Annotated in this window: 10 protein-coding genes; 5 read left to right on the plus strand and 5 right to left on the minus strand. The window is 74.5% G+C overall.

From position 1 onward, the window contains the following. Positions 1-17: 17 nt before the first annotated feature. From ACZ6EM_RS35395 to ACZ6EM_RS35410, 4 genes are all read right to left on the minus strand, one after another. On the minus strand, positions 18-1,259 hold the full coding sequence (locus ACZ6EM_RS35395; protein WP_452177995.1) for a sensor histidine kinase: 1,242 nt from the start codon (positions 1,257-1,259) through the stop codon (positions 18-20). Between the two features lie 8 nt (positions 1,260-1,267). Next, the gene (locus ACZ6EM_RS35400) at positions 1,268-1,990 is read right to left on the minus strand and encodes an ABC transporter permease (RefSeq protein ID WP_452177994.1); all 723 of its coding nucleotides are present in this window, start codon (positions 1,988-1,990) and stop codon (positions 1,268-1,270) included. Next, on the minus strand, positions 1,987-2,961 hold the full coding sequence (locus tag ACZ6EM_RS35405) for an ABC transporter ATP-binding protein (RefSeq protein ID WP_465774202.1): 975 nt from the start codon (positions 2,959-2,961) through the stop codon (positions 1,987-1,989). Before ACZ6EM_RS35405 ends, ACZ6EM_RS35400 begins: the two co-directional genes overlap by 4 nt. 194 nt (positions 2,962-3,155) lie before the next feature. Then, positions 3,156-5,309, minus strand: a complete 2,154-nt coding sequence (locus ACZ6EM_RS35410) for a S9 family peptidase (protein WP_401049739.1) — start codon at positions 5,307-5,309, stop codon at positions 3,156-3,158. A 313-nt stretch (positions 5,310-5,622) separates the two neighbouring features. Between ACZ6EM_RS35410 and ACZ6EM_RS35415 the strand changes: the two genes are divergently transcribed. The 5 genes from ACZ6EM_RS35415 (at position 5,623) to ACZ6EM_RS35435 (ending at position 11,810) form a co-directional block, all read left to right on the plus strand. Continuing rightward, positions 5,623-5,817, plus strand: coding sequence for a DUF2304 family protein (locus ACZ6EM_RS35415; protein WP_049658010.1), 195 nt, complete (start codon positions 5,623-5,625; stop codon positions 5,815-5,817). 104 nt (positions 5,818-5,921) lie between these two features. Continuing rightward, positions 5,922-6,830, plus strand: a complete 909-nt coding sequence (mshB, locus tag ACZ6EM_RS35420; protein WP_465774203.1) for an N-acetyl-1-D-myo-inositol-2-amino-2-deoxy-alpha-D-glucopyranoside deacetylase — start codon at positions 5,922-5,924, stop codon at positions 6,828-6,830. Continuing rightward, entirely contained in the window at positions 6,827-7,285 is a 459-nt protein-coding gene (locus ACZ6EM_RS35425) for a DUF6113 family protein (protein ID WP_359899579.1), read from the plus strand. Before mshB ends, ACZ6EM_RS35425 begins: the two co-directional genes overlap by 4 nt. Positions 7,286-7,529: 244 nt before the next feature. Next, positions 7,530-9,953 carry a peptidoglycan binding domain-containing protein gene (locus ACZ6EM_RS35430; RefSeq protein WP_465774204.1) on the plus strand — a complete coding sequence of 808 codons (2,424 nt, stop codon included), beginning with the start codon at positions 7,530-7,532 and terminating at the stop codon, positions 9,951-9,953. 144 nt (positions 9,954-10,097) lie between these two features. Next, on the plus strand, positions 10,098-11,810 hold the full coding sequence (locus tag ACZ6EM_RS35435; protein ID WP_465774205.1) for an ABC transporter family substrate-binding protein: 1,713 nt from the start codon (positions 10,098-10,100) through the stop codon (positions 11,808-11,810). Positions 11,811-11,834: 24 nt separating this feature from the next. Here ACZ6EM_RS35435 and ACZ6EM_RS35440 read toward each other — a convergent pair. Beyond that, the coding region (locus tag ACZ6EM_RS35440) for an oligopeptide/dipeptide ABC transporter ATP-binding protein (RefSeq protein ID WP_465774206.1) at positions 11,835-12,132 on the minus strand (298 nt) is incomplete at its 5' end.

The raw sequence follows: 12,132 nt of genomic DNA on the forward strand, positions 1-12,132 counted from the left end.
GCGCGTCCGGGGCGCGTCTAGGGCGTGGCCGCGGACACCGTCCGCAGCGGCACCGAGGCCCTCAGCCGGAAGCCCCTCCCCCGCTCCCCCGGCCCGGTCTCCAGCCGCCCGCCGACCAGGGCCAGCCGCTCCTCCAGCCCGGACAGGCCGTTGCCCGGCTGGGACTTGCCCGGCCCGCGCCCGTTGTCGGTGATCTCCAGGACGGCGTAGCGCTCGCCGCTCGCCTCCCAGCTCTCGTCCGCCGTCACCGTGCAGACGGTGGCGCCCTCGCCGTGCCGGACCACGTTGGTGACGGCCTCGCGCAGCGCCCAGGCCAGCGCCCCGGTCTCCTCGTCGGCCAGCGACGGCCAGGCGTCCACCAGCTCCGGCGCGGCCTCCAGCCGGACCTGCGCGGCGGCCAGCGCGGTACGGGCGGCGGCCAGTTCGACCGGCAGGGTCGGGCGACGGAAGCCGGTCACCGCCTCCCGGACGTCGATCAGCGACTGCCGGGCGACCTGCTCGATGTCGGCGACCTGCGCCCGCGCCGCCTCGTCCTTGCCGGCGTCCATGAACCGCCCGGCCAGCTCGCTCTTCAGGGTGATCAGCGACAGCGAGTGCCCGAGCAGGTCGTGCAGGTCGCGGGCGAGCCGCAGCCGCTCCTCGGAGGCCGCCAGGTGGGCGACCGCGGCCCGGGCCTCGCGCAGTTCCTTCATGGTGGCGACCAGCCGCTGCAGACCGGTCATCGCGATGCCGGAGAGGAAGGCGCTGAGCGCGAAGGTGGACACGTTGTCGACGCCGGCCCCGATGCCCGTCCCGACGGCGGCGGTGAGCACGGCCATGGCGACCAGGGCGCGCAGCGCGTAGTGGGTCGGCACGATGATCGCGACGCACACCGAGGCGTAGATGAACAGCGTCAGGAACGCGGCTCCGAGGCCGACCGGGGCGGCGACGGCGAGCCCGACCATCGTCGTGACGATCACCAGGCAGGCCCGCGGCCGCATCCCGGCCTGCGAGCGGAAGACCACCAGCAGCACGTAGGCGACCACGAACCCGGCCAGGCAGCACCAGCCGAGCACCGTCCCGGCCGTGGTGTGGCCGCCGTTCAGCAGGTCGCCCGCCGGGTAGGCCAGGTAGAGCATCCACAGCATCATCCAGGCGACCTTGACCAGCAGCTGGCGCCTGCTCTCCACCGGGGAACCGGGCACGTTCATGAAGGACGCGCGCGCCACGCCCACCTCCGGCGGTTCGTCGGGGCGGTGGGCCTGGCGCGCGTCACTCATGTCGATCATCATGCCTGGCGGCTGTCACGGCGGTACAGGGCCGCCGCGGCGGCGCCGAACACCACGAGGAAGGCGGCCAGCCCGGCGACCGCGCCGGTGTCCAGGGAGTGCCCGGGCCGGGTGAAGTCGGCCAGCTGGTTGTACAGGTACACCGGGTTGAAGCGGGCGAACCTCTCCAGTGAGCCGCTCACCGGGAACCAGGTGCCGCCGAGCAGGGCCATCGCCATGTAGGTGATCATCACGATCGGCTGCACCGCGTCCGGCGCCGCCGCGTACCCGAGCGCCACCCCGAGCGCGGCGAACACGAAGCTGCCCAGCCAGAGCGCGGCCGCCAGCCCGAGCCACTGCGGCACGCTCAGCGAGACGCCCTGGCTCGCGCCGACCGCGAAGACCACCAGGATCGCCGGCAGCGTGGTGACGGCGGTCGCCGCGATCTTGCCGACGGTGTACGCCCGGCCGGGCAGCGCGGTCAGCCGCAGCTGGCGCACCCAGCCGCTCTTGCGCTCCAGCGAGATCCGCTGCGCACTGCCGGTCAGCACCGCGCCGACCGCGCCGAAGGTGGCCATCGAGACCATGAAGTAGGTCTTCACCGGCAGGCCCCCGGCGAGCTGGGTGGAGCCGTAGGCGTTGATGAAGAAGACGTACATCAGCGCCGGGTAGGCGACGGTGAAGAGCAGGTAGCGCCGGTTGCGGAGGGTCCGCAGGATCTCCAGCCGGATCAGGGTGGTCATCGCACGGTCTCCTTCTCGGTGTTCTCCCGGCCGGCGTCCCCGGCGCCGGCCTCGCGGTCCAGCTCGCCGGTGATGGTCAGGAAGGCCTGCTCCAGGCCCACGCCGGCGACCTCCAGCCCGCGCGGGTACAGCCCCGCCCGGTAGATCCCGGCCACGGTGGCGTCGGCGTCCGCGGTCCGGATCCGTACCGTCCGCACCCCCGCGACCCTGGCGGTGACGTCCAGCGACCGCACGCCCGGCAGGGTGCGCAGCACGGGCTCCTCGAACCCGCCGTCCGCGTCGTGGAGTTCGAAGGCGACCCGGCGGGCGCCGGCCCGCGCCTTGATCTCTGCCGAGCTGCCGTCGGCGATCAGCCGGCCCCGGTGCAGCACCAGGACGCGGTCGGCGATCGAGTCGGCCTCCTCCAGGTAGTGGGTGGCGAACAGCACCGTGCGCCCGGCGTCGGCCTGCGCGCGCATGCTCGCCCAGAACGACTGCCGCACGCTGACGTCCATGCCGGTGGTCGGCTCGTCCAGCACGATCAGGTCGTTGTCGCCGGCGATGGCCAGGGCGAAGCGGACCCGCTGCTCCTGGCCGCCGGACAGCTTGTCGACCCGCCGCTCCGCCAGCTCGGTGATCCCGGCGTCGGTCAGCACCTCCGTGACCGACCGGCCGCGCGGGTGCACGTCGCAGGCGAGCCGCACCAGCTCGCGCACCTTGACGTCGGTCATCAGCCCGCCGCTCTGCAGCATCGCACCGACCCGGCCGGCCTCGATCGCCGCCCGCGGGGTGGCGCCGAACAGGGTCACGCCGCCCCGGTCGGGCTCGCGCAGGCCGAGCAGCAGGTCCAGGCTGGTGGACTTCCCGGCGCCGTTCGGCCCGAGCAGGGCGACGGTCTCTCCCGGCCTCAGCACGAGGTCCAGTCCGTCCACGGCGCGCACCCGCCCGTAGCTCTTGCCCACGCCGCGGAAGGCGGCCACCTCGGTACCCATCGCCCGGCTCCTCTCCCTGATGGTGTCACGCTCGTGGCGTCACGGTCGGTGCTGTTCGCACCACCTCAGAGTCCCGCGCGGGCGGGTGGCGGCGGCAGTGTCCGCCGTCGTGCCTTCGGCATGACGGATGTCATGCCGGCGGCCGGTACCCCGGTCAGGGGCACCGGCCGCCGAAAGCGCTGGTCGGACGGGTGTCACACCCCCAGCGAGCGCTTCACGAAGTCGACCTGGAGCAGCAGCAGGTTCTCCGCGACCTCCTCCTGCGGGGTCATGTGGGTGACTCCGGACAGCGGCAGCACGGTGTGCGGGCGCCCGGCGGCGAGCAGCGCCGAGGACAGCCGCAGGGTGTGCGCGGCCACCACGTTGTCGTCCGCCAGCCCGTGGATGATCATCAGCGGGCGCTCCAGGCCGGCCGCGTACCCGCTCAGCGAGTTGGCGGCGTACACCTCGGGCCGCTCGGCGGGGTCGCCCAGGTAGCGCTCGGTGTAGTGGGTGTCGTACAGCTCCCAGTCGGTCACCGGCGCCCCGGCCACCGCCGCGTGGAAGACGTCCGGGCGGCGCAGCACGGCGAGCGCGGAGAGGTAGCCGCCGTACGACCAGCCGCGGACGGCGACCCGGTCGAGGTCCAGCGGGAACTCCCCGGCGAGCGCCCGCAGCGCCTCCACCTGGTCGTCCAGGGTGGCCCCGGCGAAGTCGAAGGCGATCGACTTCTCCCAGGCCGGCCCGCGCCCGGGCGTGCCGCGCCCGTCGGCGACGACCACCGCGAAGCCCTGGTCGGCGAACCACTGCGAGTTGAGGTGCGGGTTGTGCGCCTGGACGACGCGCTGGCCGTGCGGGCCGCCGTACGGGTCCATCAGGACGGGCAGCAGGCCGTCCCGCTCCCGGTCGTAGCCGGTGGGCAGGAAGACGGCCGCCGGGATGCGGCGCTCGCCGGCGAAGCGGAAGACCGGGCGGGCGGTGATGACCGGGGTCTCGGCGTACGAGGCGATGGTGGCGACGTCGTCGACCGCCAGGCCCTCGGGCAGGTCCCGGGCGACCTGGACCAGGGTGCCGGGCAGATCCGGCTCGGCGGTGGCCCGGACGGTGATCCCGCCGCCGTGCACCGCGCTGGTGACGGAGGTGAACGGCCGCCCGTTGGCGGACTCCCAGCCCAGTCGCGTGCCGTCGTGGCTGATCCGGCCGACGCCGATCCAGCCCGGCTCGGGGTCGGTCTCCTCGGCGCCGCCGGCGGCGCCGAAGAACACCTCCCGCTCGGTGACCGCGACGACCGAGCGGACGTGCAGGTCGGCCCCGGTCACGGCGCGGTCGCCGATCACCAGCGCCCGCACGCCTCCCTCGTCGGAGATCCGGACCAGCTTGCCGTCCGGGGTCCAGGCCGGCGCGCCCGGGAACAGCTCCAGCCAGACGCCGTCCTTCTCCTCGTGCAGCACCTCGGTGGCGCCGGTGGCGGCGTCCAGGCCGAGGATCCGCTGGCCGCGCTGGTCACGGGTCTGGACCAGGAGCAGCGGCACGCCGCCCTTCGACCAGTGCACCCGGCCCAGGTACGGGTAGGCCTCGCGGTCCCAGACCACCTCGGTGCGCCCGCCGTGCAGGTCGAGCAGCCAGAGCCCGACCTCGGCGTTGGCGCCGCCGGCCGCCGGGTAGGCGACCTCGGCGGGCTCACGGTCCGGGTTCGCCGGGTCGGCGATCCACCAGCGGCGCACCGGGCTGTCGTCGGCGCGCTCGACCAGCAGCCGGTCGCCCGCCGGGGACCACCAGAAGCCGCGGTCGCGGTCCATCTCCTCCTGCGCGATGAACTCGGCCTGGCCCCAGGTGACGTTCGGGCCGTCCGGCTCGGCGAGCACCCGGTCGCCGCCGCCGTCGGTGCGGGTCAGCCGCAGCTCGCCGGCGGTGTTGGCGTACGCGACGTAGGCGCCGTCCGGGGAGAGGCGCGGGTCCAGCAGCGGCCCCTCGGCGGGCAGTTCGGCGGTGGCGCCGGTGGTCAGGTCGGCGGTGAACAGGCGGCCGGAGAGGGCGAAGGCGGCCAGCTTCCCGGCCGCGTCCAGGGCGTAGCCGACGATGCCGGCCGAGCCCTCGCGGCTGCGCTCGCGGCGGGCCCTCTCGGCCGGGGAGAGGTCCTCCTCGCCGCCGCCGAGCAGCGCGGCCGGGTCGGCGGCGACCCGCTCCTCGCCGGTGGCGGTGTCGAGGGTCCAGAGCAGGTTGGCCCGGTCGCGGCCGGATCGCGAGCGGAGGAAGACGACCCGCGAGCCGTCCGGCGCGACGGAGAAGGAGCGGGGCGCGCCGACGGTGTAGCGCAGGGTCCGCGCGTACTGCCTCGGGAAGGTGTCGGCAGAGGTGTGGGAGGTCATGGCACCAGACCTTATGACGACGGACCACCACCCCCGGGCGTGCGTTGATCACTCGTTCGGAGCATCGTCGACAAGTACGCCCCAAAGAGGTCCAAACCGCCTCCGACCGGCCCACGCGCCCCTCGGATGCCACGATGCCCCGGCGCGCGCGGACTCACCGAGGGTAATGACACCCTCACCCATCGGGTATGACTTGTCGCGCGAGTGAACGCCCGGCCCCGTCCCGGACCGCGGTCACCCGCAGCCCCCAGTCCCGCACCGTCCCTCGCCGCTCTCCCCCGGGCGGCGTGCCCGAGAAGGGGTGTGAGCCGACATGGCGATGAACATCTCCGCCGCTGTGCTGATGCTGGTCATCGTGGTGATCCTGATCCGCCGGTCCGGCCTGAAGCTGGCGCACGCGATCGTCTGCGCGCTGCTGGGCTTCTACCTGGCCTCCAGCTCGATCGCCCCGTCGATCAGCCAGGTCACCAGCAACCTCGCCGGAATGATCAACGGCCTGAGGCTCTGACCCCGCCGCCGCGGCCGCGAGGGCCTGACGTCGCACGCGCGCCTGCCCCGCCCGCCCTCCGGGCGGACGACGGGAGCGTGACGACAGGCCCTAGGCTTCCTCCCATGACCGCGACTACCGGCCGCCGCCTCCTCCTGGTGCACGCGCACCCCGACGACGAGTCGATCGGCAACGGCGCCACCATGGCCCGGTACGCCGCCGAGGGCGCCCGGGTCACGCTGGTGACCTGCACCCTCGGCGAGGGCGGCGAGGTGATCCCCGCGCGGCTGGCCCACCTGACGGCCGATCGGGACGACACCCTCGGCGCGCACCGGATCGGCGAGCTCACCGAGGCGATGCGCGCCCTCGGCGTGACCGACTTCCGCTTCCTCGGCGGCCCGGGGCGCTACCGCGACTCCGGGATGATGGGCGTGCCCGAGAACGACGTGCCCGGCTGCTTCTGGCGGGCGGACGTCGAGGAGGCGGCCGGCCACCTGGTCGCGGTGATCCGCGAGGCGCGCCCGCAGGTGCTGGTCACGTACGACCCGGACGGCGGCTACGGGCACCCGGACCACATCCAGGCGCACCGGGTCGCGATGCGCGCCCACGAGCTGGCCGCCGACCCGGCGCACCGGCCGGAGCTGGGCCCGGCCTGGCGGATCGCCAAGGTGTACTGGAACCGGATGCCCCGCTCGGTGATCGAGGCCGGGCTCGCCGAGGCCGCCGCCAAGGCGTCCTTCCCGGGCGTGGCGCAGCCCTCCGACGTCCCCGGCGTGGTCGACGACGAGGTGGTCACCACCGCCCTGGACGGCGCGGCGTACGCGGGGCGCAAGGCCGCCGCACTGACCGCCCACGCCACCCAGATCACCGTGGACGGCGCCTTCTTCGCGCTCTCCAACGACCTCGCCCAGCCGCTGTTCGCCACCGAGTACTACCAGTTGGTGCACGGCCAGGCCGGGCCGGGCGGGCCGGAGGACGACCTGTTCGCCGGCCTTCCGCTCGACGCCGCCCACGCCGAGGAGGGCACCCGATGAGCAAGTCCGACGCCACACCGCCGCGCCGCACGCTCGCCGCCGCCGTCCTCGGCACCCGCGAGGAGCGGCTGGCGGAGCCCCAGCCCCCGCGCGCCGCCCGGATCGGGGCCTACGTCCTGTTCTTCCTGCTGGGTGCCGCGGTGTCGGTCTGCGGATCCTTTGTGCAGGCCCTGTGGCCGCCGGTGGGAGTCCTGCTGGCGCTCGCCGCGACCGGCGCCACCTTCTACGGCGGCCTGCGGGTCACCGGCACCCGGCTCGGCGCGGGCGCGCCCGCGGCCGGCTGGTTCCTGGCGATGCTGCTGCTGATCGTGCCCCGGCCCGAGGGCGACAACGTGCTGTGGTCCAACGCCACCTCGCTGGCCTGGCTGTTCGCCGGGTCGGTGCTGGGCGTGATCTGCGCCACCCTGCCCACCCGCACCAGCTGGTTCCCCGGGGTGCCCGGCCCCCCGCGCTGACCCGGGTCGTGCACGGCGTACCGTACCGCGTACGACGAGCAGTCAGGAGCGTACGGCCTTACTCTCATACCGGAGGAACCGGACGTATCAGGATCTGTCCGAAGCCGTTCGCCGCTCAGTTCTTCCCAGTATGGTGGTCCCGCAGAACGCCGTACCCGACCGCCGCCCGCCCCAGCCAAGGCCCGGCGACCACGAACCGCGGTCGCGCCGCACGGCCCGCCCGCGAACCCGGAGCAGAGCAGCATTGAGCAGCCGCGAATCTGACAACGCCCACCCGACGCCCCGGCGCACGGGCCCGGACGCCTACCCGTCGGGCACACCGCCCTACGGCACGCCGGGGCTCCCCGGCGGCGACCGGGCCGACGCCGGACCGGGCGCCGCGTCGGGCGGCGAGGACGACGGTCCGAAGACCGAGACCACCCTGACCACCCGGGTCCGGATCAACATCCCCGGCTCGCGTCCGATCCCGCCGGTCGTCGTCCGCAGCACCGTCAAGAACGAGGACGGCCCGGGCGATGACGCCCCGGCCGCCGCCGCCGAACCGGGCGGCCCGCGGCACCGCTCCGCGCCGACCTCGCCCGTCCTCGGTGTGATGGACGACGGCGGCCGCCAGGCCGCCCCGCCGAACCTGCCGCCGGAGTGGCAGATCCCGCCGATCCCGCCGGCGACCTCGGAGTCGGAGTCCACCGGCGCCTGGTTCCGCCCGCGCCAGAAGAAGGCCGCGACCGCCGAGTCCGCGCCGGCCACGGCTCCGGCGACCGTTCCGGCCGGTGCCGTGGGCACGACGGAGGCCCCGGTCGCCCCCGGCGGCGCCGAGCCGCGCCCGCAGGGTGCCCGTCCGGCCGCGGGCCGACCCGCCCGTGCCGACGGCGCGCGGAACGGCACCCCGAACGGCCGGCCGGTGCCCGCCCAGGGCAAGCAGCCGAACCCGGCAGCCGCGCCCGTCGCACCGTTCCACGCCGAGGCCCCGGTGGAGGAGCCCGGCGTGTACGAGGCCGCCGACCCGTTCGCGCCGGTCACCGACCCGTTCGGCACCTCCGTTCCCGACGCCGGCGCGCAGGGCCTGCCCCGGCGCGACGGCGGGCAGCAGAGCCGCGGACAGCAGACCGGGCAGCAGACCGGGCAGCCGCAGAACCGTCAGCAGCGCAAGAACCGGCCGGGCGGGCAGCCGCAGCCCGGCCCGCAGAACGGCTTCCAGCCGAACGGCCACCAGGCGCCCGCGCCGCACCCGCCGGCCGGGCCGGTCACCGAGCCGAACCCGGAGGACACCTCCGTCGACGGCTTCGCGCCGATCCGCGACAACACCCCGCCGCCCGCCGCGATACCCGGCCTGCCCCGGAACGGCGTCCCGCACGGCGCCGACGGCCGTCCGCAGCCGGGCCTGTTCGCCTCGGCCCCGACCGGCACCGATCCGTTCGCCGCCCAGCGCCCGGCCGCCCCCGGCCACGGCCAGGAGGTCCCCGCCGCTCCGGCGGGCCCCGGCGCCCTCTTCCCGGGCGCGCCCGGCACCGCCGCGCAGCCCGGCGACCCGGAGGCCACCGCGGTCACCCCGCTGCCGGCCCCGGCGCCCGGCCCCCGGCCCGAGGGCTCCGAGGAGACCCGGAACGCCAAGGGCGGCAAGGGCGGCAAGGGCGGCAAGGCCACCCCGGCCCCCGCTCCGGCCCCCGCCAAGGCGAAGGCCGAGCCCGCCGCCCCGGCCAAGGCCAAGCGCGGCGGGGCCGGCAAGAAGCTGGTCAAGCTGGGCGTCTACGGCATCGTCGCGGTGCTGTTCCTCGGCGCCGCCGCGTACGGCACCGGCCTGATGCTCAACCAGTCCGACGTCCCCAAGGGCACCGTGGTGCTCGGCGCCGAGATCGGCGGCAGCAGCCGCGACCAGGCGATCCACCAGCTGGACGAGTCGGTCGGCAAGGCCGGCCAGCAGCCGCTCAAGCTGAAGATCGGCGACCAGGCCGTGGACCTCGACCCGGCGGTCGCCGGCCTGAGCTTCGACACCACCGCCACCGTGGACGGCCTGGCCCAGCACAGCTACAACCCGCTGGACGTCTTCAAGTCGCTCAAGGGCGGCACCAAGACCGTCGCTCCCGAGGTCAAGGTCGACAAGGCCAAGCTCAAGGCCGCTCTCGACACCCTCGCGGCCGGCTCCGGCCAGGGCCTCCAGGAGGGCTACGTCAAGTTCGGCGACGTCAACGGCGAGCCGATCGTCGTCCCCGGCCGGGCCGGCCAGGCGGTGGACTCGGCGAGCGCCCTGGACGTGATCGCGCAGGCCTACCGCGACCGCGCCGACGGCAAGCCCGAGCAGCCGATCGCCCTGGCCGTCACGGCCGCCCAGCCGAAGATCTCCACCCAGGCCCTCCAGGGCGCCGCCGACACCCTCGGCAAGCAGATCGCCGCGGGCAAGGTGCACGTCGTGGCCGGCGCCAAGTCCTGGGACTTCGGCCCGAAGACCGCCGCCAAGGCGCTCACCCTCGTCCCGGACGCCTCCGGCAAGATCGTGCCCAAGTGGGACCTCGACGCGCTCGCCGCCCAGCTGGGCACCGCGTTCGACAAGGTGAAGGTCAAGAAGAACGGCCAGGTCGCCGCGATCACCCCGCAGGACGTCGCGGACGGCATCACCTCGGTGCTCGACAAGACCGGCGACAAGGACCGCACCTTCAAGTTCGTGGTCTGACGCGGTCGGGGGCCGGCGCGTCCGCCGTACCCGCACCGCACGAGGGGCGGGCCCGCATCCGGGCCCGCCCCTCGACAACACCCGTCCCGGTCAGCAAGATGTGACGCCACACCATCCGCCACATCCACCCCGGGGAGCACGCCGATGCGCCGCCGCCTCCAGCACCACGGGACGGCCCTGCTCGCCGGTCTCACCGCCCTCACCCTCTCGCTGGCCCTCTGCTCCTGCACCTCCGGTCAGGACGCCGCCGAGGCCCCGACGGCCGCCCTCGCGTCGCCCAAGCTCACCTCGGTCGACATCAACCCGCACGACCGGGCCCAGCTGCGCCAGGGCGGCACCCTGAACCTGGCGATCGCCCAGTTCTCCCGCCAGTGGTCGCCGATCCACACCGACGGCAGCGAGTCCTCGACCGTCATGGTCAGCAAGCCGCTGCTGCCGACCTTCTTCCGCTCGGACGCGGCCGGCACCCAGACCCCCAACCCGGCCTACCTGCAGGAGGCGCACGCCGAGCTCAGGGACGGCCGGCAGGTGGTCACCTGGACGCTCAACCCGAAGGCCCACTGGTCCGACGGCACCCCGATCACCTGGCGCGACATCGAGGCCAACTGGCGTGCCCTGAACGGGAAGGACCCGGCCTACAAGTCCTCCAGCAGCACCGGCTTCGAGCTGGTCTCCGCGGTGGAGCGCGGCAAGGACGACTTCCAGGCCGTGATGACCTTCGACCACCCGTTCTCCGAGTGGCAGTCGATGTTCAACAGCGCCGGCAACGCCCCGCTGCTGCCCGCCGGCCGGATCTCCACGCCGGACCTGTTCAACTCCTCCTACCTGGACGCGTTCCCGGTCACCGCCGGCCCGTTCAAGGTCGAGCAGCTGGACCGCGCCGCCCAGACCGTCACACTGGTCGCCGACCCCTCCTGGTGGGGCGACAAGCCGGTGCTGGACCGGATCGTCTTCCACGCGATGCTGCCCGACGCGATGCCCGCCGCCTTCGCCAAGGGACAGCTCGACCTCGTCAACATCGGCCCGGACGTGGCCGGCTACCAGGTGGTCAGGAACACCAAGGGCGCCGCGGTGCGCCGGGCCGGCGGACCGGACTTCCGCCAGCTCACCCTGAACGCCCGCACCCCCGCGCTCGGCGACGCGACCGTGCGCCAGGCCGTCTTCCAGGCGATCAACCGGGACGTGGTGATCCGCTCCGACCTCAGCGGCCTGGACTGGCCCGCCGTCCCGCTCAACAACCACCTGCTGGTCACCAACCAGAACGGCTACCGCGACAACTCCCTGGGCCTGGCCCGCTACGACCCCGCCGAGGCGGCCCGCAAGCTGGACGCGGCCGGCTGGAAACCGGACGGCGACGTGCGGAGGAAGGACGGCCGCGAGCTGAACCTGCGGATGGTCGTCCCGGCCGGCGTCAACCCGGCCCAGGCCGAGGCCGCCAACACCACCAGAATGCTCAAGGACGTCGGCATCAAGGTCACCACCGTGACCGCCCCCGCCAACGAGTTCTTCGACAAGTACGTCAACCGCAACGACTTCGACATCGCCGCCTACTCGCTGATCGGCACCCCCTTCCCGGCCAGCGGAAACCGCGCCAACTTCGTCCAGAGCGGCGGCACCAACCACGTCGGGGCGGGCAGCCCGGCGGTGGACGCCGCGCTCGACCGGGCGGCGGCCGCGGCCGACGCCGCCACCGCCACCGAGGCGATCAACCAGGCCGACGGGGAGCTCTGGAAGGTGGCCGGCGTCCTGCCGCTCTACCAGCGCCCGCAGCTGTACGGGGCCCGCGCCGACCTCGCCAACATCGGCGCGCAGGGCCTGTCCGACATCGTCTGGGAGAACGTCGGCTTCGCGAAGTAGCCGCCGGCCGGGCCGGGCGCGGCCTCAGCCGTGCAGCGTCTCGCGCCAGTAGTGGCAGGCGCTGCGGCGGCCCGCCAGCTCCGCCCCGTGCTCGCCGGTCACCGGTGTCAGCGCGGGGAGTTCGGTCCGGCAGCGGTCCTGGGCGCGCGGGCAGCGGGGGTTGAAGGCGCAGCCCTCCGGGGGACTCAGCAGGCTCGGCGGCAGGCCCTTGATGGCGTGCAGGTTCCGGCCCTTCTGGTCCAGCCGGGGGATGGAGTCCAGCAGTCCCCGGGTGTACGGGTGCGCGGGCCGGGCGTACAGCTCGTGCACCGGGGCGGTCTCG

This window comes from Kitasatospora sp. NPDC041917 (assembly GCF_055589745.1).